At 63.5% G+C, this 23,816-nt stretch carries 22 protein-coding genes; 10 read left to right on the forward strand and 12 right to left on the reverse strand.

Annotated elements, in window-relative coordinates; translation table 11 throughout:
- Window position 1: 1 nt before the first annotated feature.
- From NKH67_RS03545 to hemP, 5 genes are read right to left on the reverse strand one after another with little or no spacing between them, the layout of a single operon-like run.
- Entirely contained in the window at window positions 2–634 is a 633-nt protein-coding gene (locus tag NKH67_RS03545; RefSeq protein ID WP_352500898.1) for an iron chelate uptake ABC transporter family permease subunit, read from the reverse strand.
- 10 nt (window positions 635–644) lie between these two features.
- A complete protein-coding gene (locus tag NKH67_RS03550) occupies window positions 645–1,748 on the reverse strand; it encodes a FecCD family ABC transporter permease (RefSeq protein ID WP_352500899.1) in 1,104 nt (367 codons plus the stop codon).
- A gap of 5 nt (window positions 1,749–1,753) precedes the next feature.
- A complete protein-coding gene (locus tag NKH67_RS03555) occupies window positions 1,754–2,662 on the reverse strand; it encodes a heme/hemin ABC transporter substrate-binding protein (RefSeq protein ID WP_502893715.1) in 909 nt (302 codons plus the stop codon).
- A gap of 11 nt (window positions 2,663–2,673) precedes the next feature.
- Window positions 2,674–3,732 carry a hemin-degrading factor gene (locus tag NKH67_RS03560; protein WP_352500900.1) on the reverse strand — a complete coding sequence of 353 codons (1,059 nt, stop codon included), beginning with the start codon at window positions 3,730–3,732 and terminating at the stop codon, window positions 2,674–2,676.
- A 9-nt stretch (window positions 3,733–3,741) separates the two neighbouring features.
- Complete coding sequence (hemP, locus tag NKH67_RS03565; protein WP_352451949.1) at window positions 3,742–3,948, reverse strand: hemin uptake protein HemP; 207 nt, start codon at window positions 3,946–3,948, stop codon at window positions 3,742–3,744.
- 201 nt (window positions 3,949–4,149) lie between these two features.
- Between hemP and NKH67_RS03570 the strand changes: the two genes are divergently transcribed.
- From NKH67_RS03570 to NKH67_RS03580, 3 genes are read left to right on the forward strand one after another with little or no spacing between them, the layout of a single operon-like run.
- Window positions 4,150–6,363 (forward strand): TonB-dependent hemoglobin/transferrin/lactoferrin family receptor, encoded by a 2,214-nt coding sequence (locus tag NKH67_RS03570; RefSeq protein ID WP_502893716.1) that lies wholly within the window; start codon window positions 4,150–4,152, stop codon window positions 6,361–6,363.
- Window positions 6,364–6,368: 5 nt separating this feature from the next.
- Window positions 6,369–6,800 carry a hypothetical protein gene (locus NKH67_RS03575; protein ID WP_352500902.1) on the forward strand — a complete coding sequence of 144 codons (432 nt, stop codon included), beginning with the start codon at window positions 6,369–6,371 and terminating at the stop codon, window positions 6,798–6,800.
- 35 nt (window positions 6,801–6,835) lie between these two features.
- The gene (locus tag NKH67_RS03580) at window positions 6,836–8,125 is read left to right on the forward strand and encodes an energy transducer TonB family protein (protein ID WP_352500903.1); all 1,290 of its coding nucleotides are present in this window, start codon (window positions 6,836–6,838) and stop codon (window positions 8,123–8,125) included.
- Window positions 8,126–8,191: 66 nt separating this feature from the next.
- On the opposite strand, the gene putA is transcribed toward NKH67_RS03580, so the two are convergent.
- The gene (putA, locus tag NKH67_RS03585; protein ID WP_352500904.1) at window positions 8,192–11,803 is read right to left on the reverse strand and encodes a bifunctional proline dehydrogenase/L-glutamate gamma-semialdehyde dehydrogenase PutA; all 3,612 of its coding nucleotides are present in this window, start codon (window positions 11,801–11,803) and stop codon (window positions 8,192–8,194) included.
- A gap of 162 nt (window positions 11,804–11,965) precedes the next feature.
- Here putA and NKH67_RS03590 point away from each other — a divergent pair, with 162 nt between their 5' ends.
- The gene (locus NKH67_RS03590) at window positions 11,966–12,418 is read left to right on the forward strand and encodes an Lrp/AsnC family transcriptional regulator (protein WP_023676441.1); all 453 of its coding nucleotides are present in this window, start codon (window positions 11,966–11,968) and stop codon (window positions 12,416–12,418) included.
- 24 nt (window positions 12,419–12,442) lie between these two features.
- Here the strand turns inward: NKH67_RS03590 and NKH67_RS03595 are convergent, their stop codons facing one another.
- Entirely contained in the window at window positions 12,443–13,642 is a 1,200-nt protein-coding gene (locus NKH67_RS03595; RefSeq protein WP_352500905.1) for a cytochrome-c peroxidase, read from the reverse strand.
- Window positions 13,643–13,649: 7 nt separating this feature from the next.
- Window positions 13,650–14,096 (reverse strand): FixH family protein, encoded by a 447-nt coding sequence (locus NKH67_RS03600; protein WP_352470464.1) that lies wholly within the window; start codon window positions 14,094–14,096, stop codon window positions 13,650–13,652.
- A 157-nt stretch (window positions 14,097–14,253) separates the two neighbouring features.
- On the opposite strand from NKH67_RS03600, the gene NKH67_RS03605 reads away from it, so the two are divergent.
- A complete protein-coding gene (locus tag NKH67_RS03605) occupies window positions 14,254–15,183 on the forward strand; it encodes a sugar kinase (protein ID WP_352500906.1) in 930 nt (309 codons plus the stop codon).
- Here the strand turns inward: NKH67_RS03605 and NKH67_RS03610 are convergent.
- From NKH67_RS03610 to NKH67_RS03620, 3 genes are all read right to left on the reverse strand, one after another.
- The gene (locus NKH67_RS03610; RefSeq protein WP_352500907.1) at window positions 15,176–16,177 is read right to left on the reverse strand and encodes an NADP-dependent oxidoreductase; all 1,002 of its coding nucleotides are present in this window, start codon (window positions 16,175–16,177) and stop codon (window positions 15,176–15,178) included. The genes NKH67_RS03605 and NKH67_RS03610 overlap by 8 nt on opposite strands.
- 5 nt (window positions 16,178–16,182) lie before the next feature.
- Window positions 16,183–17,130 (reverse strand): alpha/beta fold hydrolase, encoded by a 948-nt coding sequence (locus NKH67_RS03615; RefSeq protein WP_352500908.1) that lies wholly within the window; start codon window positions 17,128–17,130, stop codon window positions 16,183–16,185.
- Window positions 17,131–17,216: 86 nt separating this feature from the next.
- Complete coding sequence (locus NKH67_RS03620; protein ID WP_352500909.1) at window positions 17,217–18,032, reverse strand: oxidoreductase; 816 nt, start codon at window positions 18,030–18,032, stop codon at window positions 17,217–17,219.
- Between the two features lie 106 nt (window positions 18,033–18,138).
- Between NKH67_RS03620 and NKH67_RS03625 the strand changes: the two genes are divergently transcribed.
- Complete coding sequence (locus tag NKH67_RS03625; protein ID WP_352500910.1) at window positions 18,139–18,723, forward strand: TetR/AcrR family transcriptional regulator; 585 nt, start codon at window positions 18,139–18,141, stop codon at window positions 18,721–18,723.
- 12 nt (window positions 18,724–18,735) lie between these two features.
- Here NKH67_RS03625 and NKH67_RS03630 read toward each other — a convergent pair whose 3' ends face one another.
- Entirely contained in the window at window positions 18,736–19,785 is a 1,050-nt protein-coding gene (locus tag NKH67_RS03630) for a LacI family DNA-binding transcriptional regulator (protein ID WP_352500911.1), read from the reverse strand.
- Window positions 19,786–19,931: 146 nt separating this feature from the next.
- Here NKH67_RS03630 and NKH67_RS03635 point away from each other — a divergent pair, with 146 nt between their 5' ends.
- The 4 genes from NKH67_RS03635 (at window position 19,932) to NKH67_RS03650 (ending at window position 23,804) form a co-directional block, all read left to right on the forward strand.
- The gene (locus NKH67_RS03635; protein ID WP_023676450.1) at window positions 19,932–20,972 is read left to right on the forward strand and encodes an ABC transporter substrate-binding protein; all 1,041 of its coding nucleotides are present in this window, start codon (window positions 19,932–19,934) and stop codon (window positions 20,970–20,972) included.
- 126 nt (window positions 20,973–21,098) lie between these two features.
- A complete protein-coding gene (locus NKH67_RS03640) occupies window positions 21,099–22,136 on the forward strand; it encodes an ABC transporter ATP-binding protein (RefSeq protein WP_352501102.1) in 1,038 nt (345 codons plus the stop codon).
- On the forward strand, window positions 22,133–23,020 hold the full coding sequence (locus tag NKH67_RS03645; protein ID WP_352500912.1) for an ABC transporter permease: 888 nt from the start codon (window positions 22,133–22,135) through the stop codon (window positions 23,018–23,020). Before NKH67_RS03640 ends, NKH67_RS03645 begins: the two co-directional genes overlap by 4 nt.
- On the forward strand, window positions 23,013–23,804 hold the full coding sequence (locus tag NKH67_RS03650; RefSeq protein WP_352500913.1) for an ABC transporter permease: 792 nt from the start codon (window positions 23,013–23,015) through the stop codon (window positions 23,802–23,804). The genes NKH67_RS03645 and NKH67_RS03650 overlap by 8 nt, the downstream gene beginning before the upstream one ends.
- The last annotated feature ends 12 nt before the right edge of the window (window positions 23,805–23,816 follow it).

The following is a 23,816-nucleotide window of genomic DNA, read 5'->3' on the forward strand; positions in this document are numbered from 1 at the left end:
CTCACAAGTCGATGACGCCGCGCTTGCGCAGCAGGATCCACAGGAAGAACGGCGCACCGGCGACCGCGGTGACGATCCCAATCGGCAATTCGGCCGGGGCAACGATGGTGCGGGCGACGGCGTCGGCCAACAGCAGCAGCGCGGCACCAAGCAGTGCCGATGCCGGCAGCAAATAGCGGTTGTCGGGGCCGATCAGCAGGCGCAGCAAATGCGGCACGACGATGCCGACGAAGCCGATGCCGCCGCTGACGGCGACCGACGCGCCGACCGCTGCCGAGACGCCGACAATCGCGGAGTATTTCAGCCGCTGCACCGGAATGCCGAGATGGCCGGCCGTGGCCTCGCCGAGCGCCAGCGCGTTGAGGCCGCGCGCCAGGAACGGCATTGCCGCCAGCGCCAGCACGGCGCGCAGCGTCGCCGCTTCGAGAGGCTTCATCGCGGATAGATTGCGGCCGTTGACGGTGACCTCTCCCGAATAGCCAAGATCGCCGGACAGTGCTCTGAGGAAGGTCGTCTTGCCCGAACCGTTGGGGCCGACGATGGCCGCGATTTCGCCGGGCCGCGCCTCGAAATCGACATTGGCGACAATGCGCTTGCCGCCAATCGCCACCGAGACATCGCGCGCTTCGATCATAGGCAAACCCTCACAAGTCGATGACGCCGCGCTTGCGCAGCAGGATCCACAGGAAGAACGGCGCACCGGCGACCGCGGTGACGATCCCAATCGGCAATTCGGCCGGGGCAACGATGGTGCGGGCGACGGCGTCGGCCAACAGCAGCAGCGCGGCACCAAGCAGTGCCGATGCCGGCAGCAAATAGCGGTTGTCGGGGCCGATCAGCAGGCGCAGCAAATGCGGCACGACGATGCCGACGAAGCCGATGCCGCCGCTGACGGCGACCGACGCGCCGACCGCTGCCGAGACGCCGACAATCGCGGAGTATTTCAGCCGCTGCACCGGAATGCCGAGATGGCCGGCCGTGGCCTCGCCGAGCGCCAGCGCGTTGAGGCCGCGCGCCAGGAACGGCATTGCCGCCAGCGCCAGCACGATGACCGGCCCGACCGAGCCGATCTTCTGCCAGGTTGCGCCGCCCAGCGAGCCGAGCTGCCAGAAGGTCAGGTCGCGCAATTGCCGGTCATCGGCCATGAAGATCAGGATGCCGGTCAGCGCCATGGCAAGCGCGGCCAGCGCGATGCCGGCGAGCAGCATGGTGGCGACGGAGGTCTGGCCTTGCCGTGTCGCGACCCGATAGAGCAGCAATGTCGTAGCCAGCCCGCCGCAGAACGCAGCCAGCGGCAAAGCCATCGTGCCGAGCGCCGAAGTCAGCGGCGCCAGCATGGTCGAGCCAAGCACGATGACGGCGACCGCACCGAGGCTCGATCCGGCCGAAACGCCGATCAGGCCGGGGTCGGCCAGCGGATTGCGGAACAACCCCTGCATGACGGCACCGGAGACTGCAAGCGATGCGCCGATCAGCACGCCCAGAACAACGCGCGGCAGACGGATGTCATGGATGATCAGGCGGTCGCGGGCGCTCGATGCCGCGTCGCCCGGCAACGCGCCGAACAGCCAGTCGTGCATGACGCCGATGGCCGAGGCATCGGATGCGCCGGAGGTCAGCGACAACATCGCGGCGATAGTCAACCCGACGCAGAGCAGCACGATGACAAGGCGGGCGCGCCGCGAACGATCACCCTCGGCTGCCGTCGCCATGATGCCCGCCGCACCGGCGATCGAATGATCCGCCATCGCGCTCAATCCGTGACCTGGCCGCCATAGAGCGAGACGGCGAGGTCGTGGATGGCGTCGGCCGTGCGCGGGCCGAAGCCGAGCAGATAGCCGCCGTCCATGCGGATCAGCTTGCGGGCGGCACCCGCCGGCGTCGAAGCCACGGCAGGGTTCGAAAACAATTCGTCATCCGCGGTGGCCGGCCCGGCGTTGTTCATCATCAGGATCACGTCGGGCCTGGCGGTGATGACTGCCTCGTCCGACAATTGCTTGTAGCCGGCAAAGCCGTCGATGGCGTTGATGCCGCCCGAAAGCTTGATGATGCCGTCGGCGGCGGTGTCGCTGCCGGCAGCAAGCAGCTTGCCGCCCTGCATCGACAGCACGAACAGGACGCGCCTGCGCTCCTTGATCGAGGCGGTCTGCTTTTCAGCTGCCTTCAGCTTGGCGTCTATCTCGGCGGCCAAGGCATCGGCCTTGGCGCCGACGCCGAGCGCCTTGCCGACGATGTGGATCTTTTCGAGAATGCCTTGATTGTCATAGCGCTCGGGCACCTCGATGAACGGGATGCTTGATTTCTTCAGCACGTCGACGGCTTCCTTCGGTCCGCTGCCGTGCAACGCCAGTATGCCCGACGGATTGACCGACAGCACACCCTCCGGCGACAGCTGGCGCATGTAGCCGACATCCGGCAGTTCCACCGCCGCTTGCGGATATCGGCTGGTCGAATCGCGTGCGACAAGGCGATCCTGTTCACCGAGCGCGTAGACGATCTCGGTGATCGAGCCGCCGATGGCCACGATCCTCGAGCGATCGGCGAAAGTCGCGATGCCCTCGGCGGCTTGAGCCGTCATCAGCGTGGCGAACCCCAGGAAAACGGCGGCCGCAGGACCAGGCGCCGACCTGGAGACCGATGCCAGCCTGGAGACAAGAACCATCGTCGTTTTCCTCAGGCTGCGGTCGGGCTTGGGATACGCGGCAGGTTTTCGGCCAGAAAGCGCCAGTCTTCGCGCTCGCTTTCGCCTTCATGCCGCTTACCGAAGAACTGGATGATCATCTTGCCGTCGGCGCCATAGACTTCGAGCGACGTGACATGGCCGTCCCTGGTCGGCTTGCGCACGGCCCAGACCTCATCGATGTGGTCGGTCCGCAGGTGCAGATGGAAGGTCTCGTCGAGCACGTTGAGCCATGGTCCCATCGGCTTGATCGAGGCGACGGGGCCGGAATGGATCTGGATGCAGCCGCGATTGCCGACAAAGCACATGATCGGCATGGCGCCGGCAGCGGCGTGGTTGAACATGGCGTTCACTGCATCCTTGTCGACCAGCCAGGCGTAGTCCTGGCCGACCATGCGCACCGCCTGTCGGCGGCTGATCTTCAGTGTCTTCAGCATGCCGAAGAACTGGTGCACGTCGGTCAGCCGGCTCCAGCGGTCGCGCAGATCGTCGATGCTCGCCGAATTGTCCGCAGTCTCGGTCTCGTCAGCCGTGCCCGCTGAAATCGCCACCGTCGGCTCCTGGTTCGCCGATTCCAGCCCGGCCACCAGTTTCTGATAGGCGTAGAGGTTGGAGGCTGGCCTGAGATGCACCTTGTGTACCGCCTCGCCTGCGGTGTCGAAGAACTGCAGGCTGCGGCGGATGTCGGCGCCATCGCGCTTTTCCACGGCAAAGCCGTGCGCCCAAACTTTTGGGAAAATACGCAGGTCGATATTTTCGCCGAGCACCATGGCATTGTGATTACCGGTGACAACCTTGTCGTAGACGCCGATCTTCTCGTGCACCGCGCTTTCGTTGCGGGTCAGCGCCATCACCTCACCGACAGCTTCGAGGCCAGTCAAAAGGTCGTTGACACGCGGCTCGACGCGCACGACGCCGTCGCCGCAATGCGCGGCGACCAGTTCGGCCTCCGAAATACCGAGCTGGGCGGCGAGGTCGCGCTCGCGCATTTTCGGATTGTCTGCCCGTGCCCGCCGGATCTCGTGCGGGGCGGGTTTTACGCGCTGGTCCATTTCTGCCACCTACTTGTTGAGGATGAGCTTGCCCTGCCGGGTGATCTTCAGCCGGTACAGCGCACCATGATGCTCGATGCCGATCTCGTGCTCGCCCTGGAACAGCGTGTTGCTGGACAGCGTTCTCACGGCCGATTGGACCCGGTCGAAACGGACGGAATTTTCGTCGGAACGGCGGACGCGATAGCGAAAGTCGCTGGGATTGTGCGTGTTCATTGGTTCGATCCCTTTCCTGTGCCGGGCATCTGGCGCGGCGCCTGCGTGAAATGCCGATTCAATTCTTGACTCGAATGATCATGTTATCTAGCAGTGCAATACCGGAGTAAATGAGTCAACATTTAAGACGCCGGACACGATGAAAAATGCCAGCGAGCCCCAAGCCAGCCAGCATCGAACATGGATTCTTGGAGTTGCAGCATGGGGTTGGCGAATTGGGGACGGCTGGCGGGCAGCGGCCTGACACATTGTTCTATGACAAGCAAAATGGCCGCGTTGCTGGCCGGCGCGGCGGCGATCCCGCTGCTCGCCACACCGGCCGGCGCCCAGCAGGCCGCCCAAGCGGCAGCCGACCAGCAGCAGACTGACCCGTCTCAACAGCCCGAAAAGGTAAAGCCGGCCCCGGCGGGTACCACACTGCTCGACAAGATCCTGATCCTCAGCCGTACCGGCGAGACGGCGATCGAGTCGCTTGCTTCAGCCAGCCATGTCGACGAGGAACAGCTCGAGCGCCGCATGGCGACGACGCCCAACGAAATGCTGTTCGGTGTGCCGGGTGTGGCCGTCCAGGCCGACGCAAGGCGTGTCAGTTCCAGCATCAACATCCGCGGCCTGCAGGACTTCGGCCGCGTCTCCGTCATCGTCGACGGCGCCCGCCAGAATTTCCAGCGCTCGGATCATGGCACGCAATCGACCTTCTACATCGATCCCGAATTGATCAAATCCGTCGATGTGATCCGCGGTCCGGTCGCCAACACCTATGGCTCCGGGGCGATCGGCGGCGTCGTATTTTTCGACACCAAGGATGCGCAGGATTTCCTCAAGCCCGACGAGACCTGGGCGGCATCCGCGACCGGGCGCTACGAAACCAACGGCGAAGGCTGGACCACCAGCGCCACCGGCGCCTATCGGATCAACGAGAACTGGGACGTGCTCGGCAATATCGTCTACCGCGACTATGACGACTACGAGCATGGCGGCGGCGACACTGTGGCGGGCACCGGCTTCGACGTCTTGAGCGGCCTCCTCAAGACGACCATCCGCCCCAGCGAAAACAGCGAGCTGAAGCTGGGCTGGATCGGCTCGAACGACGGATGGACCGAGACCAGCGGCAGCGCGCCGGTGAACGACGCCGACCTGAAGGCGAATACGTTCACGGCCCGCTACAACATCACCGACGAAGACAAGAGCTGGCTCGACCTCCACATCAACGCATCCTACAACAAGACCAAGCTCGATCTGACGACCCTTGTGGCGCAAAACCGGTTTGATCCGGTCACCGGTCTGCCCGTGGTTTTGCCGGCGGGTTCGAAATCGACGTTCGACATCGGCACCTCCGGCATCGACATTTGGAACACGTCGAGATTCGAGACCGTCGGCATTGCGCATGAGCTGACCTATGGCGGCGACTGGGTTGGCGACGATGTCGAGACAGGCGGCACGGCGGGCGGCGACAGCTTCTATACGCCCTCGGGCAACAGGAACGTCTCCGGCGCTTACGTTCAGGACAAGCTCACCTGGGACTGGCTCGAGATCATCGCCGGGCTGCGCTACGACAGCTACAAGCTTGACAGCGATGTCGGCGAAACCTCTGGCGACCGGCTGTCGCCACGCATCACAGTGGGCATTTCGCCCTTCGAGAGCGCCAGCCTTTCCGGGCTGCAATTCTACGGCACCTACGCTGAAGGCTATCGTTCTCCGTCGCTGTCGGAGACCCTGATCAGCGGCAACCATCCAGCCGGCGTCAGCTTCCCGTTCCTCCCCAATCCCAATCTCAAGCCCGAAACCGGCAAGACCGTGGAGTTTGGCGTCAATTACAGCACCAACGGCGTCATCGAGGCTGATGACGCGCTGCGGCTGAAGGCGGCCTATTTCAACAACAACGTCGACGACCACATTGATGGCGTAACGCTATCACCGTTCGACCCGACCAGCGGCTGCCCGTTCGGCCCGGGCATCCCGATCTGCTTCCAGTATCAGAACTTCGCCAAGGCCAAGATCCACGGTTTCGAGATGGAGGGCGTCTATGATGCCGCCTGGGGCTTTGCCGGGCTTTCGGCGTCGTTCACCGACGGCCATACGATTTCCTATGAAGGCGAACGGGCGGACCTTGTCACCATCCCTTCCTCCCAGGTCACCGGGCAACTCGGCTTTCGCTTCCTCGAGGACAGGCTGACCGTCGGCGGCGAGGTGCAATACAACGGCAAGCCGCAGGGCAACCCGGTGGCCAGGGACTACACGCTGGTCAATGCCTTCGCCAGCTACCAGGCGACCGACAATTTCAAGGTCGATTTCCGCGCCGACAATCTGTTCGACGTCAAATACGCCAACCCGCTGAACGCATCGACGACGAGCGTCGTCTACGAGCCCGGCGTCACCCTGAAGCTGGCGGCGACCATGAGGTTTGGAGGCTGACGACAATGAAAGGCATGACGGCATCCCTTCGTCTGTTCGCCGCGGTGCTGGCAATATTGCTTGCGGCGGCTCCGGCATGGACACAGCAGCAAGCACCGGCGCTGATCCTCGAGCTCAATGGCGCGCAGCCTTCCGACAAGGGCTGCCGCCTGACTTTCGTGGTCACCAACAATCTCGGCGCCGACCTTTCCAAGGCGGCGTTCGAGATCGCGCTGTTCAACGAGGCCGGCGTCGTCGACCGGCTGACCGTGCTCGACTTCAAGGAGCTGCCGGCAGGCAAGACCAAGGTGACGCGTTTCGATCTTGCCGGCACGGATTGCGGCAAGGTCAGCCGCGTGTTGATCAACAGCGCCACGGAATGCGCCGGCGCCGAGCCGAATGCCTGCATGCGCGGGCTGAAGACGCAGACCAGGACCGGCATCGCCTTCGGGGTCTGAATTTGGGACCGGAACCCGCATTCGCACGAAACACCGTGGCGTGGCCACTAGCCGGTTTCCTGCCGCCGGAGCCGGACGATCCGGATTTCGCCATCCCGCGCGAGGCGCTGCGTGTTTCGCTGCGCGACAGGCCGGAAGACAGTTACATCGTCGATGCCGACGGCGACTTGCCTACGGTGCCTGAGGAGCCATCGCGGCAGACGCGACAGATGCAGCGCCGCCGCAACTTGACGGTGGCGATCGCCTGCTCTTGCGCATTCCACGTGGCGGTGGCGCTGGCCTTCCTCGCGCTGCCGGACGACCGGCCAAGGATCGAAGGTGCCGACCAGCAAGGCGAAATGCTGCTCGGCGCCGACCCGCAGCAGGCAGCCGGCGATGCCGCAGACGACCCGGACGTCGCCAACGTGACGATGGTGACCATGCTGGACGCCAAGCCGGTCGAAACGGTCGAGGCGCAGGTGGCCGCGGCAGAGGAGACGCTCCAGCCGGCCACCGATGCGGCGGAGACATCGGACAAAGAAGTGGTTGAGCCGGTCAACGGGGCCGCCACGGAAACTGCTGCGCCTGCCGATCGCACCGAACCAGCACCCGCGCAGCCGGCGCGCCAGGACCCATCGCCCGACGTTCTTGTGACCGACAGGCTGGTGCCTGCCGACGACAATGCCGTGCCGCCGCCAGTCGGTGCGGCCGAAACGGCCGAGCCTGCCGAGACAAGCGCACCGGCACCAGCCGATCCGAAGCCAGCCGAAACAGTTCAGACGACCGAGACAGTCGGCGCGGCGGAAGAACCGAAGCCGGACAGGCCGGAGCCCAAGCAGCCGAAGAAGGCAACCGCAAAGAACAAGCCGGCCAGGAAGGCCGAACCAAACGAGCCTGAAAAGCCGGCCCTGCGCAGGAAGGCGAGCAAGGCACTTGCGAAAGCCGATTCCAAGAAGAAAAAGACCGGCTCCGGCGGCCGCGACGAAACGGATGTCGCGCGCGGCATGGCCGACGGCAAGAAGGACGGCAAGATCCTGACCGCCAGCAGGGGCGGCAAATCAGGCATCGGCAATGCAGCCGTCACGAACTATCCCGGCAAGATCAGGTCAAAACTGGTGCGGGCCTTCAATTCGACACGTACGCGCGCCACCGGCACAGCTACGGTTGCCTTTACCGTCGGCTCGAACGGCAGCGTCCGGTCGGCCAGGCTGACGGGCAGTTCGGGTGTTGCCGCGCTGGACAAGGCCGCACTCGACGCAGTCCGCCGGGCTTCTCCCTTTCCCCCTATTCCAGACGGAGCCGGTCGCTCGGCCTGGCAGTTCGAGGTGCCGCTCGGTATCAGGTAGCGATCGTCCCCATGCCGGCACCAGTTGGCGCCGCCTGCCCGCGACACGCGAGCCCTGGCGAAACCCTCAGGCCGCGGCCAGCAGGCTGGCATTGCCGCCCGCCGCCGTGGTGTCGACGCAGACGGCGCGCTCGTGGGCGTAGGCGGCCGGATAATAGACTTCGCTGATCAGCGGCACGATCGGGCCGGCGCGCTCGGCGATGACCTTGCGCACGATGCGCGCGGCCTCGGGCGTGCCGGAAAAGGCGACGACATCGACCCGCAGCGAGCGCGCTTCGACCGGGTCCGGCCGCCCATCGATCGCCGCGAGCGGCAGGCCCTTGCCGGTCAATGATGAAAGTGCCGCCGGCGCGCCGGGTGCGACGGCGAGCACGGCATTGCCGGCGGCCAGCGCCTGGATCGTCTGCGCAAGCAGCGTATCCGCGTCGGGACCCAGACACAGCACGCGCCCGCGCGGCGACAGCGACAGCGTGTTGGCCTCGCCGGTCGGCCCGGGCAGGTCGACCTGGCCGAAATCGATGCCGGCGGCAGTGCCGATAGCCGCGGCGCCCTTGCCGCGCAGATGTTTCCTCAGGATGGCGACGCGATCCGGCCGCGTCGACCAGCCGCCAAACGCCGGGTCCGGCAGATTGTCGGCGAGCTCGGTCGCGGTCACCTTGCGGCCTTCGGCAAGATGGGTGCCGGCCTCCGGTCCCTTGCGGAAGCGTCGAAGATAATGTGGGCCGCCGGCCTTCGGCCCGGTGCCGGAAAGGCCCTCGCCGCCGAACGGCTGCGCGCCGACGACGGCGCCGATCTGGTTGCGGTTGACGTAGATGTTGCCGGCATGGATGCCATCGACGAAATGCTGGGCGCGGCCTTCGATGCGGGTGTGCAGGCCAAAGGTCAGGCCATAGCCTTTGCGGTTGATCGCAGCGATCACCGCATCGATCTCGTCGGCATCGAAGGTGGCGACATGCAGCACGGGGCCGAACACCTCGCGCTCCAACTCCTCGATGCCCTTGACCCGAAAGACGTGCGGGGCGACGAAGCGGCCGTCCTTCGGCGCTTCGAGCTTGGCGATCAGCCGGCCCTGCAGGCCCATTTTGGTGCAATAGTCACGGATCGACGCTTGCGCCTCGTCATCGATGACCGGGCCGACATCGGTCGAGATCCGCCACGGGTCGCCGAGGCTGAGCGCTTCCATCGCGCCTTTCAGCATCTCAAGCATCTTCTTCTCGACATCCTTCTGGACGTAGAGAATGCGCAATGCCGAGCAGCGCTGGCCGGCGCTCTGGAAGGCGGAGGCGAGGATGTCGCGCACCGCCTGTTCGGGCAGCGCAGTGGAATCGACAATCATGGCGTTCAGGCCGCCGGTCTCGGCGATCAGCATGGCGTCGGGCGCGGCGGTGTCGGCGAGCTGCTTTTCGATCAGCTTGGCGACCTCGGTCGAGCCGGTGAAGCAGACGCCGGCAATGCGCGGGTCAGCGGTCAGCGGGCCGCCGACCGAGGGGCCGTCGCCGGGCAGAAGCTGGATGACATCCTCCGGCACGCCGGCCTCGCGCAGCAACTGGACAGCGCGGAAGGCGATCAGCGGCGTCTGTTCGGCCGGCTTGGCGATCACCGAATTACCGGTGACGAGTGCCGCCGCGATCTGCCCGGTGAAGATGGCGAGCGGAAAATTCCACGGCGAGATGCAGGCGATGGCGCCGCGCGCCTCGGTGCCCGCCTCGGCATTGGCGGCCTCAGCCGCATAGTAGCGCAGGAAATCGACCGCCTCGCGCACTTCGGCGACGCCGTCGGCGAGCGATTTGCCGGCCTCGCGGGCGGAGAGTGCAAAGAACTCGACGGCGTTTGCTTCGTAGAGATCGGCCGCCCGGTTGAGGATGGCAGCGCGCTCGGCGACCGGCCGTCTTGCCCATGCCGGTTGTGCCTCGACGGCGATGCGCACGGCGGTCTCGACCTGCTTGGCGCCGGCCTCGCTGACCGTGCCGACCACTTCCGAAGGTTTTGCCGGATTGACGACCGGACGCTGCTTGCCGTAGCCGGCGGCGCGGCTGACCGGCTTGGCGTGCCAGCGCTCCGGCCCGGCGAACTCGGCCCTGGCCTTGTCGATCGCAGCCAGCGTCAGCGTGTCGGTGATATCGAAACCCTTGGAGTTGCGCCGGCCGGGACCGAAGATCGCCGACGGCGGCACGATCGCCGGATTGGCGGCGGGACCTTGCTTCTCAACGGTTTCGAGCGGATCACGGGCGATGTCCTCGGGCTCGACTTCCTCGTCGGTGAGCTGGTGGACAAAGGAGGAATTGGCGCCGTTTTCGAGCAGCCGGCGGACCAGATAGGCGAGCAGGTCGGAATGCGCGCCGACCGGCGCATAGATGCGGCAGCGCGTGCCTTCGGTCCGCCGCACCGTCTCATGCAGCGCCTCGCCCATGCCGTGCAGCCGCTGGAACTCGAACGTATCGCGGTCCGTCGTCATCGACAGGATGGCGGCGACGGTGTGGGCGTTGTGGGTGGCAAATTGCGGATAGACGCGATCGGTCATCGCCAACAGCTTCTTGGCGCAGGCCAGGTAGGAGACGTCGGTGTTGGCCTTGCGGGTAAAAACCGGATAGCCGTCGAGCCCGAGCGTCTGCGCCCGCTTGATCTCGGTGTCCCAATAGGCACCCTTGACCAGCCGCACCATGATGCTGCGGTCGTATTTCCTCGCCAGCTCGTAGAGCCAGTCGATGACGAAGGCCGCGCGCGGGCCATAGGCCTGCACGACGACGCCAAAACCGTTCCAGCCGGCAAGCTCCGGTTCGGCCAGCACCCGCTCGATGACGTCGAGCGACAAATCGAGGCGGTCGGCTTCCTCGGCGTCGATGTTGAGGCCCATGCGCGAATGGCGCGCCGCCAGCGCCAGCGACAACAGCCGCTCGGCCATGACGGGCAGCATCTTTTCCTTCTGCGTCACTTCATAACGCGGATGCAGCGCAGACAGTTTTACCGAGATGCCGTGGTTCTGGCGGATGTCGGGGCCGTTGGCGCCGGCATCGAGCGAAGAGATGGCATCGGCATATGCCTTGAGGTAGCGCAGCGCGTCGGCCTCGGTGCGGGCCGCCTCGCCCAGCATGTCGAAAGAATAGAGATAGCCCTTCTGCGTCATCGGTCGGCCGCGCCTGACCGCCTCGGCAATGGTGCGGCCGAGCACGAACTGCTCGCCCATTTCGCGCATGGCGGCGGCGACGGCCTTGCGGATGACCGGCTCGCCAAGCCGGCGCACCATGGCGCGCAGCGTGCCTTCGATGCCGCCCTCGCCCTCGTCGAGCACGCGGCCGGTCAGCATCAGCGCCCAGGTCGACGCATTGATGAAGATCGAGCTCGAGCCGCCCGCATGCGCCGACCAGTCGTGCGGCGCGATCTTGTCGGCGATAAGGTCGTCCATCGTCTCGGTGTCTGGCACCCGCAGCAGCGCCTCGGCCAGGCACATCAGCGCCACGCCCTCCTTGGTCGACAGGCCATAGGCGGACAGGAACACCTCCATCAGCCGCGGATCGGACGAGCCGCGCACCGCCCGCACCAGATCGGCGGCACGCGCCGAAATCGCCTTGCGGTCTTGCGCGGACAGCCCGGCCGCCTCGGCCAGCCGCTTCACCGCCTGGTCTTCGTCGGGCAAATAATTGGCACGGATCTGCTGGCGGATGGTATCGAGCGCTGGCATGGCGGTCCTGTAGAGCGAGCATAAGGGAGCGGGCCGGCGGTCACCGGACCGAACGGCGCAAGCTAACATATGTAGGGATTGCAGTCGGTCCAAAGAAGTCGACAGAACAGATCGATCGATCTATCATTAGGACTGATCACCTCCAATTCGACCAGGAATTCAGTGACGGAAGACCAATTGGACCGCATCGACAGGAACATCCTGTCGGCTCTGGGCAGCAATGGCCGGCTTTCCATGTCGGAACTGGCGGCGAAAGTCGGCCTGTCGAAGACGCCGGTGCAGGCACGAGTCAAACGGCTGGAGAAGGACGGCTTCATCAGGGGCTACCAGGCGATCATCGACCGTGAGCGCATGGGCGAAGGCCATGTCGCCTTCGTCCAGGTGAAACTGTCCGACACCCGCTCGGCCGCGCTCGACGCCTTCAACCGCGCCGTGCAGGCGGTGCCGGAGATCGAGCAGTGCCACATGATGGCATCGAGCTTCGACTATCTGCTGAAGGTCCGCACCACCGACATCGCCGCCTACCGCCGCGTACTCGGCGAGCGTATCTCCGCCCTGCCGCACGTTGCCCAGACCTCGACGTTTGTCGCGATGGAGACGGTGAAGGATCGGTAGGAGAGCGCTGTTGTTGTCCCGCCCTCACTCCGCCAGTGTCTTCAAAAACGCCACCAGCGCCGCGCGTTCGCGGTCCGAAAGCTGCAGCGGGTGGATCTCGGATGTGCCCTCGACGCTTGCCGGTGCCTTCGAATAATGCGCCACCACCTCGTCGAGGGAGGAAAACTGCCCGGCGTGCATGTAGGGCGGCCGGGTGGCGGCACCCCGCAGCGACGGCGTCTTGTAGGCGCGGACGAGTTCCGGCCCGGTCTTGACCATGAAGCGCAACTCGCGGCAGGCGCTGGCATCGCCGTCGCGAAAGGCGCCGAAACAGTTGAACGGATCGGCCTCGACCTGCGCCACCGCGTCGACGCGGCCGCGATCCGGCGGCAGGCCCGCGACCGGCGGCACGCCGGTGTTGTGGAAGCTGCCGTCGGTAAAACGCGGGCCATTGTGGCAGGTCACGCAATTGGCCTTGCCGATGAACAGCTTCAGGCCGAGGATTTCCTCCGGCGAAAAGGCGGCGTCGCCTTTCGGCTCGGCGCCCGCAGCCAGGTCGATGGCGAAGCGGTCGAAGCGTGTCTGCGGCGGCGCGATCGAGCGCTCGAAGGCAGCGATCGCCTTGCCGATGTTGGCAAAGACGCGGTTGACCTCCTCGGCTTGACTGGCGGGCATGGCGTTCCAGGCCGCCTTCTCGGCATCGGTGCCGAGCGGGCCGGCATTGGCCGGCACGCCCGAAAGGTCCGGCAGCGGCCCGAAGATGCGCTCGTAGCGCTCGCCGAAACGGGCCTTGATGTAATGCGCGAAGGCGGCGCGGTTGCCGGCCTGCTCCAGCGGATTTTCGAGCGGTGTCAGCGCTTGCGCCCATAGGCTGTCGCGCCGCCCGTCCCAGAAGAACCAGGGATCATGCGCGACGCCGGCCAACGGCATGGTACGACGGTTGGTGCGGCCGACGCCGACCGCTTGCGGCAGGTCGTCCTGGAACTGCCGGTCGATCTTGTGGCAGGTCGAGCACGATACCGTGCCGTCGCCGCTCATCCCGGTGTCGAAAAACAGCGTCGAGCCGAGTGCCGCGGCGGCCGGCACATCGGCGAAGCGATTGGTGGTATCGGGCTTCAGCGGCGGCAGCTTGGATAGTGCCAGCGAGGCGATGGTCTGCTTTTCGGCATCGGAAAACTCCGGTCTGCCGCAGCCGGCAAGTACGGCCACCACCAGCAACGCGAGAAGACTGGGAAACCGGCTCATCAGTGGCTCACAGCACCACATTGAAGACGACAGTGTCCGAACCGGCCGCAGCGGAAATGGCAAAATGCAATTGCCACCACCCGCTCATCGTGAATTTCACGCCGTCGATGCGATAGCGCCCCGCGCCGAGGTAATCGGTCGCCTGCGGGCTGGTCGGCAGACCGTGCTTGTGCTGCGGCATGCCGCCGGAAATCGTTATCGCAGCACCTTCCACCGGCGCACCCTCGACGGTTTTGAGCGTGAGCAGCCAGGATTCCAGTTCGCCCTGCCGGATGACGCCTTTCTCGGGCTCGAAAGTCGCCACGAACAGCTTGTTCGCCGTCGTCTTGGAACGGCCGACGTCCGAACTTGGTTGGGGTGCATGCGGCGCCGTCAGATAGACGATTGCCAGCACTCCGGCGAGCAAGGCAGCCAGGCCGAGGCCTCCAAGAAGATAACGCCATAACGATGCCAAACCCATTCCTGTTCTGCGGATAACGTTTCGCTGGGCAGATCGCGTCCCACGCCCCTGTGGGAAATCGAGCCCAGTGCAAGAATCCGCCGTCGCCAAGCATGGCGCTGCCGGCTGCAAAAAGCTACAGCACCGCAATTGCAGGATGGAGGAGTGCTTCATGGCAGGAAACGGCATCGCCTCGATCGGCGAGTGCATGCTCGAGCTTTCGGGCCAGGCCGGGCCGAACTGGCGCATGGGCTTTGCCGGCGACACGTTCAACACGTTATGGGCGCTGCATGCCTTGAGCGGCGAGCGGCCGGCGACCTATGTGTCGGCCTTCGGCGACGACCCGTTCTCGCGCGACCAGATCAAGTTCCTGGCCGAGAGCGGCATCGGCATCGGCGCCAGCCCGGTGATAGCGGGCGCCCGCCCCGGCCTCTATGCGATCACGCTGACCGGCGCCGAACGTTCTTTCACCTATTGGCGGGCCGATGCGGCCGCAAGGCAGTTGGCTTCGGACCCAGCCGCTTTGCAGAAAAGCCTTGAAAACCAGGCGCTTGTCTATTTTTCCGGTATAACTTTGGCAATTCTCGACGAGGCTCCACGCAAGGTACTGCTGACGGCCGTGGCCACGGCGCGCGCGGCCGGCTCGCTGATTGCCTTCGATCCCAATTACCGGCCGCGGCTGTGGCGCCGGCGCGAGGACGCGCAGGCCGCGATCCTCGAGGCACTCGCCGTCGCCGACATCGCGCTCCCGACCTTTCCCGACGAGCAGATGCTGTTTGGTGATACGACACCGCAGAAAACAGCCGAACGGCTGCGAAAGCTGGCCGGCGAAGTCGTCGTCAAGAACGGTGAGGAACCGGCGCTGATCGCGCAAAACGGAACCTTGCAATCGGTTCCGGCGGTGCACGTCGCCACCCCGGTCGACACCACCGGCGCCGGCGACTCCTTCAACGGCGCCTACCTCGCCGCCCGCCTTGCCGGCCATGCCCCGGCAGAAGCCGTGCTGCGCGCTCATCGCGTCGCCGCCGCCGTCGTGCAGGTGCGCGGCGCCCTGGCGCCGTTCGAGACGCTCAAGGCTGCGTTCGAGGCAACTGCTATCTGACCTTGATGACGACCTTGCCCTTGGCGCGTCCTGTTTCGACATAGGCCAAGGCGTCATTGGTCGCTTCGAATGGAAAGACCCGATCCACAACCGGGCGGATCGCGCCGGCTTCGATGAGAGCGGTGATTTTGCTCAGCTGATCGCCCTGCGCCCACATGAAAAGGAACGAAAACTGCACACCACGGCGCTTGGCTTTGGCCCGAATTCGGCGACTCAGGAAGCGCAGCACCAGCCTCAGCATCAAGTTCAGTCCCTTTTCCCTGGCAAATTCGGCATCCAGTGGACCGGAGATGGAGATGAGCTTGCCACCCGGTTTCAGCACGCTCAGGGATTCGTCCAGTGTCTTGGCGTCCTGGCTGTTCAAGACGACATCGTAGCCCGACAGAACTTTCTCGAAGTCGTCTTTCCTGTAGTCGACGACGACATCGGCGCCGAGACTTTTGACCAGATCGGCACTCGCCGCGCTCGCGGTTGTCGCAACGGTCGCGCCGAGGTGCTTGGCCAACTGAATAGCAAATGTCCCGACGCCGCCGGAACCAGCCTGAATGAAGACCTTCTGCCCCTTGTTCAGGTTTGCCCGTTCGATGAGCGTCTGCCAGGCGGTGAGACCGACCAGGGGAATCGACGCCGCCTCTTCCATACTGAGATTCTCGGGCTTCAAGGCTACGTCGGCCTCATTCACGGCAATGAATTCGGCGAATGTCCCAATCCGGCCGTCGCGCGGCCGCGCATAGACCTCGTCGCCGGCCTTGAACTTGCTGACTTGCGATCCTACGCGGATAACCTTCCCAGCCACGTCGTGGCCCAGGATGAAGGGCCGGCGGTAGGGCAGGATGAGCTTGAATTCTCCGGTTTTGACCTTGGAATCGAGCAGGTTCACCCCTGCGGCATGGACCTCGACCAAGACATCGCTGTCCTGGAGCTCCGGCTCCGGCATTTCGGCCAGCCGCAGGGCGCCCTTTTTATTATACTTATCGACAACGAATGCCTTCATGGCAGTTACTTTCCAAGAATGTCTGTTGCTGTTCGGGACGAAACAAGCCGAACGTTTTCAGCTGCATGGCCGCCCTGCGGCAGGGCCTCAGCCTCGAGGAAGGACAGCGCCTTCGGGACAAAAGCGGCGTGGTTCTGAAATACCCCGCCATGCCCGGCATCCGGATAGATGACCAGATGCGCCCCCGGGATACGCCCGGCGAGATCGTAGGTATTGCTGCTCGGCACCATCCTGTCCTGGTCGCCATTCGCAACCAAAGTGGGAATGCGGATGGTGCTCAGGTCTTGTGGCGCCTGGAGTCCGTAGGCCTTGATCGCCTTGAGTTGCGCGCCGAACGCGCTCAGCGATATCGCCTTGTCCCGGTTATTCCGGCGCTCTTTCAGCCGTTGCAGAAATGCGTTTGCGGCGCGGCGCCCATTCGGCGTTCTTGTGAAGAAGAGATAGTACTTCGGATCCCGAAAAGTCAGCGCGCCCTTGATCATGTCCACGATCGTCAGCGGCGTCACCTTGTCGATGCCTTGCCCACCGGCCGGCCCCGTGCCAGCCAGGATGAGTTTGCGCACAAGCTTGGGCTCGGTCAGCACAATCTCTTGCGCCACGAAGCCGCCGAGTGAAAAGCCGAAGAGATCGACTTCTTCGAACCCCAGCGCCCGGACAAAGGCGATTGCATCCCGCGCCATGCCGGAAATGGTCGACGGAGTTTTGCCACCCGAAGCACCGATGCCGCGATTGTCAAAGGCAATCACCCGCCGGGTCGCAGCGAGGCCATCGACGATGCGCGGATCAAAATTGTCCAGCTGAGCAGCCAGATGGTTGAGCAGGATCACCGGCACGCCCGCCCTGGGCCCGAGTTCCCTGTAAGCAAAGGCTGTGCCGCCGACGTCGATCGAGAGCGTTGGCACGTCCTGGAACAATGCCGGTGAACGCGGCAACCGATTGGATCTATGTGTCATGCTTGGCGCCTCCGTTTCGTAGGGCCTGGCCAAATGTGTCGTAGTTGCTAGTCGCATGTGCGTGAAATCCTCTGGCTCGCCGTTGTTCAGACCGGCAGTCGGAACTGCTTGCGCAGGCTCTTGTCGAAAATCCCCGCGGGGGCAAAGCGGCGCAGCAGGCTGACCTGGCGCGCTGCCTTGCCAGCGGTATAGCGCCGTCGCGGACGGGCATCGGTCGCTGCCTTCACAACCACATCCGCCACCACTTCCGGCCGATCGGCCTTGGGCATCACATCGCCCAGCAGCGCCTTCAACCCGGCTCGAGCCCGATCGTATTCCTTCAACAGCGAATCCGGCTCGATGCCGTTCTGGTCGAAGACGGTGCGGACGAATGCCGGCTCGATGACGGAAACGCGGACGTTGAAGGCGCGCACCTCGTGGTCGAGCGATTCCGAATAGCCTTCGAGCGCGTGCTTGACCGCCGAGTAATGAGCTGAGTATGGCGCGGGTACCAGTCCCAGAATCGAGCCGATATTGATGATGCGCCCTTCGCCGCGCCGCCGCATCGACGGCAACACCGCATTGGTCATCCGCATGACGCCGAACAGATTGACGTCGAACAGGGCTTGTACCTGTGCGACCGAGGATTCCTCGGCGCCTCCTAGCAGACCGACACCGGCATTGTTGACCAGGAGGTCGATCCGGCCGGTCTGCGCGAGCACGTTGGCAACGAGCGCATTGACGGCCGCATCATCGGTCACGTCGCATGCCAGCATGGTCACTCCGCCCGGACCATTACTGGTCTTGCGGCGACTTGTCCCGAAGACAGTGAAACCCGCCCGCGCCAAGGCCTCGGCGCTGGCGCGGCCGATGCCCGAGGAGGCCCCGGTCACGATTGCGGTCTTTTCAGAATTCCCATTCATTTTGATGTTCCAGGTTCGAGAGGTCTAGCTTATTTCCACGAATTGACTTATGATCGTAATATCAGATTATGAGCATAATGCAATAGCAGGACAGGAAAGAAAGACCATGCGCTACGAAAAGGGCCGAAAAGACGCGTCACGCAGCCGGATCATGGAGGTCGCCGCCGAACGTTTTCGATCTGACGGCATCGCGGCGTCCGGGCTGGCAACCATCATGAGCGACGCCGGGCTGACGAACGGCGCCTTCTATCCGCACTTCCAGTCGAAGGCGGAGCTCGTCCGTGAAAGCGTGGCGGCGGCCTTGGACGCGCAGTCGCATGAAGTGCAGGAAGCATTGGCCGCCGGCGGTCCGGAAATGGCCATAGAGACGTATCTATCGGCCGAGCACCGGGACAATCCTGGAAAGGGTTGCGCTTCGGCCGCGTTGTTGCCGGAAATCGCGCGGCAGCCGCCTGAAACGCGAGCCCTCTATGCCGAGCGCGCTCAATCCCTGGTGCGCCAGATAGCTGAAGCTCTGCCGCAGACGAACGATCCCGAGGGCGCTGCGTTGGGCATGTTTGCAACGCTCATCGGCGCGCTTCAACTCGCGCGCGCCGTGGAAGGAACGGAATTATCGGATCGTATCCTAGCGGCGGGAGCAGCTGCCGCAAAGGCGCTGATCCGGCCGGTTCAAGACGAGGCGGCCTCCTGAGGGCAGCCCGGATTATTCGGCCGGCTCGAATCTGCCTTGCACCAAGACTGTCTCCACCGGCCCGAGCGGATTGATGATCCGGCTCTCCAGGACTTCGATAAGTTTGCGTCCAACACCCGCCATATCCACGGAATGAACTCCGATCTTTGCCGGCAGGAAGCGTGCCAGCCGCGTGCTGTCACGGGTGACGATGTGGACGTCGCGGCCTGGTGTGAGACCCCACTTGCCGAGAGCGTGCAACGCTCCCAGAAGGCCCAGTTCGTTGGCGCACGCCAAGCCCGTTGGCGGATCTGATGACGCCAGCAAGCGATCGAACCAGCCTGCGCTCGATTCCATGGTGAACATGCCATGACCGATCAACGACTGGTCGATCGGAATACCAGCCTCGGCCATTGCCCTTCCATACCCGGAAAGACGCGTGGCACTCGCCTGGTCCTCCGGAACGAGAAGTTGCAGCGCAATGCGTCGACAGCCCTTATCCATGAGCCGCCGGGTCGCCTCGTAGGCAATCTGTTCATTGTCGACATCGACATAAGGATACGCGATATCCAGGTCGGTTCTTCCAAACGCAACGAACGGCATGCGTTTATCCAGCAGCAGCTCGACGCGCGGATCAGCCGACACCAGGCGCGTGATGACCAGGCCGTCTGCGCTGTGCGCCTGAAGCTGCCGCTGCACACTCTCAACGGGATCGTCGTCGGGAGTGGTGGAATAGATGGACAGACTATAACCGGCTTGCCGCGCCGCCAGCGTCATGCCTTCGATTAAAGGAAGCTTCAACAGATCGGACAGATGGTCTCGTGTTTCCATCGGGAGTACTGCCGTCAGCGTCTGCGTTCGACCGGTTTTGAGCGCGCGACCATGATGATTTGGTAAATAGCCGACCCGCTTAGCCGCCTCCTTGACGCGGGCTATGGTCGAGGGCTGCACTTCCGGTCCATCTTTCAGAGCGCGGGAAACCGTGGTCACCGAGAGGGAAAGTTCCGCGGCGATCTGCTTTAGATTGGCCATTGTTCGCCCGACTTCATTTGCGAAAGCGCCGGCTGATTTGCTGACCGCCATAACGTTACCGAATTCGACATCCCGGTCAATCGAAACTCCCGTAGGAAGCAGCTTGACTCCAGTGCATTGAGATGCAATCGTAACGTTACGATTACAAAATAATGGCTCTTTTGAGCGATGTTTGATAAAGTTGGGGAGGAGAACCTATGTCCTGGCTACGCATTTCCTTAACAGCATTCGCAATCTCGGCTGCCCTGCCCGTTCATGCGCAGACGGTCACCATCACGACCGCAGGTGGCGATTATGGTAACGCCATGAAGGAGGCCATGTGGGGCCCGGCTGCAAAAGAGCTTGGCTATGACGTCCGCGAGGAGACCCTAAGCGACGGCCTGGCCGCCTTGAAGATGCAGGTCACCTCGGGTGCGGTCACGACCGACGTCATTCACCTGGGCTCACCGGAAGGTGCCCAGGCGGCCGCACAATCGCTGCTGGAGCCACTCGACTACAAGATCATCGATCCGAAATCCGTGCCGGAGGGTGCAAAGTCCGACTACTGCTATCCGTTTGACTCCTATGGCACCGTCATGTCGTGGAACACCAAGACCTATGGCGAGAACCCGCCGAAGACGTGGGCGGAATTCTGGGATGTTGCCAAATTTTCTGGCCGTCGCGCGTTGCGCGCCAATGCGCAAGACTCGATCGAGATCGCGCTGCTCTCCGATGGCGTGGCACCGGCGGACGTCTATTCCGTGCTCAGCACCCCGGAAGGGCTAGAGCGCGCCATCAAGCGGCTTGAAGCGATCAAACCAGATGTCGCCGTGTGGTGGACCTCGGGCGCCCAGTCCGCGCAGTTGCTGAAAGACGGTGAGGCGGATTTGGTCATTACCTGGAACGGACGCGCCCAAACCGTGAAAGCAGATGGCGGCGCGGCTGACTACACGTTCAAGGGTTCGGTCATCGGCACGGACTGTCTTGGGGTGCCGAAGGGAGCGCCGAACAAGGAAGCCGCGATGAAGCTCATCGCAGCGATGACGCAGCCCGCGCGGGTTGCCAAGCTGACCGATTTCATTGCCTACGGCCCAGTCAATCCTGCGGCATATGAGGGTGGCCTTATTCCCGAGGACCGTCTGAAGACCCTTGCGACCGCGCCTGAAAATGCTGGCACTTCGGTGTTTTCCAATTCAGAATGGTGGGTCAAGAATGGCGAGGCTGCCCAAAGAGCCTTCGATGAAATGATGGCTCGCTGACTCTCAGCTCTGACGCATGTCGCGCAAAAATGTGCAGCGCGACAACGACATGCATGAAAACAAGAAACCTAAAGCGCGTCGCGTGAAGCCAGTCGAACGCGACGCGCTTTAAGGCTGGAGCACATGATGAAGTCGCTCGCGATCACCGTCGAAAGCGTGCACAAGGCTTATGGGTCCTACGTCGCACTGGATGATGTTTCGCTCGACATTCAGGCTGGCGAATTCCTCACGCTGCTAGGGCCATCGGGATCGGGCAAGACCACGTTACTCATGGCTCTGGCTGGTTTTGTCCGGCCGGATTCCGGTAAACTTTTCTTGGGCGATCGAGACATCACCCGCCTGCCGCCCAACAAACGAGACATCGGCATAGTATTCCAGAATTACGCCTTGTTTCCCCACATGAATGTCCTGGCGAACGTCGCGTATCCGCTGGTGCTGCGCAAGGTACCGAGAGCGGAGGCGCGTCAGCGGGCGCTTGATACCTTGGCCCGCGTGAAGCTGGATGGTCTGGCGGAGCGCAATATTGCCGCACTATCCGGCGGCCAACGTCAACGGGTGGCATTGGCGCGGGCTATCGTCTTCGAACCGCGCGTGATGTTGATGGACGAGCCGCTGTCGGCGCTCGACAAGAACCTGCGCGAGACCATGCAGTATGAGATCCGGCGTCTGCATGATCATCTACGGATCACCACGATCTATGTAACCCACGACCAGCGCGAAGCGCTGATTATGTCTGACAGGATTGCGGTGATGAATTCTGGCCGCATCCAGCAGATAGATACGCCGCAGCGGATTTATGATCGTCCATCGACCCGCTTCGTCGCGGAGTTCATGGGCGAGGCCAACATTGTGGCCCCGGGCTCAGCGCGCAGAATCGACGGCGCCGAAGCATCACGCGAAACCCTGATGATCCGCGCCGAAAGCTTCCATCTTGATGCGAAGCTCGTCGGGGGAGACGGAGTGGCTCTCGAAGGAATACTGCGCGCCAAAGCGTTCCGCGGCGAGAACTGGCTTTTGACGCTGGCGCTTGACGGCGGGCAAGAGGTTCTTGTCTGCATTCCGGCAGCGCTGGCCGGCGGCTGCGCCGAGCTTGCCGCCGGTCAGCGGATGACCGCATATGCACCGGCAGCGAAGGTTCACGCGATACCGGGAGCGATGGCGTGATCGTCCTCCGGGACCCGGCGCTCGCGGCGGATGCGCGGCGCGAGCGGCGGTTTTTTCTTTCACTTTCGCTCCCGGCGCTGTTCATCGTTGGACTGGCGGCGATACTGCCCATCCTTTGGATCATCCGGCAATCCTTCCTGACCACCGCAGGTGAGTACACCGTCGGCAACTACCAGAAGGTCCTTTCGAGCGGACTGACGTGGTCGGCGCTCGTCACGACCCTCGAACTGTCCTTGGGTACGCTGGCGGGCTGCATTCTCCTCGGCACTCCTCTGGCGCTGGCGCTCGCCAGCGTCAGACCAAGGTTGGCCAACGTGCTCATGGCGTTCGTCATGCTGCCGCTGTGGACCTCTATTCTGGTGCGTACCTATGGTTGGCTCGTGCTCTTGCGGCGCGACGGCCTGATCAACGCGGCTTTGACCGGTTCAGGCCTGACGGCGGAGCCATTGCCGCTGGTCTACAACTTCACGGGAACGCTCATCGGCATGGTGCACTACATGCTGCCACTTTTTCTGCTGCCTGTTTATGCTGCGATGCGCGATATCGACCCAAATCTCATTCGCGCGGCTGCGAGCATGGGAGCCACTCTCAGGCAGGTCATCCGCACAGTCATTATGCCGCTTTCGGCGGGCGGCATCTTCTCGGGTTCGATCATCGTCCTCATCTACGCCATAGGTTTTTTCATCACGCCGGCGGTGCTTGGCGGCGGCAAGGTAAATCCGCTCTCTACCCGGATCGAGCGTACACTATCGACCTTTCAGGACTGGGGGTCGGCAAGCGTCCTGGGCATTCTGCTCCTCGTTCTTATGGCGCTGATCGGTGTGATGTTGCTGGCGGCACGCCGTCTGGTGGCCCAGAACACCGTGGAAGCCTCCCATGCTTGAAGCCTATCCGCAAAACAGGCTCGCCCGCATTTTGCTCTGGAGCTTTGCCGCTCTTGTCATGGCATTTCTGATGCTGCCGACGCTCGTGGTGGTGCCGCTTTCCTTTTCGGCGTCGAATCTCCTCGAGTTTCCGCCGCACGCCTACTCGTTGCGCTGGTACGAGAACTTCTTCGGCTCGGCAACGTGGATGGCCGCGCTGAGAACGAGTTTGGTCCTTGGGACGTTGACGGCGTTGATCGCGGTGCCTTTCGCGCTGCTCGCCTGCATTTCAATGAATCGGCTGGGCGGAAAAACCGCTGCGGCCATCCAGAGCGTCCTGCTGACCCCCTCGATCACCCCCGGTATCCTGCTTGCGATCGGTCTCTTCTTTGTGTTGGCCGCACAACATCTGATCGGAACGCTATTCGGTGTGCTGGTCGGGCATGTGGTGCTGGCCGTTCCGGTCGCCTGCATTGTGTTGCTACCCGCTCTCGCCCGCTTTGACTGGAACCAGGTTCAGGCGGCGCGCAGCCTCGGTGCAAACTGGGCCAGGTCCATTGGCGGAATCATCGTTCCGCAACTTCGGATCAGCTTGCTGTCAGCGACATTGATGGCGTTCCTGACTTCGCTCGACGAGTCTGTGATTTCGATCTTCATCGCAAGCGGTCGCAACAGCACGATGCCGAAGCTTATGTTCCTGTCGCTGCGCGATCAGATCGATCCGACCATTGCGGCGATCTCGACATTGTGGACCGTCATCGTCGTGGCCGTGGTCCTGATTGTGACCCTTCGCCAAAAATCCTGACCGAGACTGGAA

This window comes from Mesorhizobium sp. M0968, from assembly GCF_040319065.1.
Lineage (GTDB): Bacteria > Pseudomonadota > Alphaproteobacteria > Rhizobiales > Rhizobiaceae > Mesorhizobium.

Coding starts and splice junctions, on each gene's coding strand:
- NKH67_RS03630 (WP_352500911.1), bottom strand. CDS start 19,785: ATGGCGGTCAGCAAATCAGCCGGCGCTTTCGCAAATGAAGTCGGGCGA.
- NKH67_RS03615 (WP_352500908.1), bottom strand. CDS start 17,130: ATGACACATAGATCCAATCGGTTGCCGCGTTCACCGGCATTGTTCCAG.
- putA (WP_352500904.1), bottom strand. CDS start 11,803: ATGCCAGCGCTCGATACCATCCGCCAGCAGATCCGTGCCAATTATTTG.
- NKH67_RS03555 (WP_502893715.1), bottom strand. CDS start 2,662: ATGGTTCTTGTCTCCAGGCTGGCATCGGTCTCCAGGTCGGCGCCTGGT.
- NKH67_RS03640 (WP_352501102.1), top strand. CDS start 21,099: ATGAAGTCGCTCGCGATCACCGTCGAAAGCGTGCACAAGGCTTATGGG.
- NKH67_RS03545 (WP_352500898.1), bottom strand. CDS start 634: ATGATCGAAGCGCGCGATGTCTCGGTGGCGATTGGCGGCAAGCGCATT.
- NKH67_RS03650 (WP_352500913.1), top strand. CDS start 23,013: ATGCTTGAAGCCTATCCGCAAAACAGGCTCGCCCGCATTTTGCTCTGG.
- NKH67_RS03595 (WP_352500905.1), bottom strand. CDS start 13,642: ATGAGCCGGTTTCCCAGTCTTCTCGCGTTGCTGGTGGTGGCCGTACTT.
- NKH67_RS03550 (WP_352500899.1), bottom strand. CDS start 1,748: ATGGCGGATCATTCGATCGCCGGTGCGGCGGGCATCATGGCGACGGCA.
- NKH67_RS03575 (WP_352500902.1), top strand. CDS start 6,369: ATGAAAGGCATGACGGCATCCCTTCGTCTGTTCGCCGCGGTGCTGGCA.
- NKH67_RS03570 (WP_502893716.1), top strand. CDS start 4,150: ATGGGGTTGGCGAATTGGGGACGGCTGGCGGGCAGCGGCCTGACACAT.
- NKH67_RS03560 (WP_352500900.1), bottom strand. CDS start 3,732: ATGGACCAGCGCGTAAAACCCGCCCCGCACGAGATCCGGCGGGCACGG.
- NKH67_RS03620 (WP_352500909.1), bottom strand. CDS start 18,032: ATGAATGGGAATTCTGAAAAGACCGCAATCGTGACCGGGGCCTCCTCG.
- NKH67_RS03625 (WP_352500910.1), top strand. CDS start 18,139: ATGCGCTACGAAAAGGGCCGAAAAGACGCGTCACGCAGCCGGATCATG.
- NKH67_RS03635 (WP_023676450.1), top strand. CDS start 19,932: ATGTCCTGGCTACGCATTTCCTTAACAGCATTCGCAATCTCGGCTGCC.
- NKH67_RS03610 (WP_352500907.1), bottom strand. CDS start 16,177: ATGAAGGCATTCGTTGTCGATAAGTATAATAAAAAGGGCGCCCTGCGG.
- NKH67_RS03605 (WP_352500906.1), top strand. CDS start 14,254: ATGGCAGGAAACGGCATCGCCTCGATCGGCGAGTGCATGCTCGAGCTT.
- hemP (WP_352451949.1), bottom strand. CDS start 3,948: ATGAACACGCACAATCCCAGCGACTTTCGCTATCGCGTCCGCCGTTCC.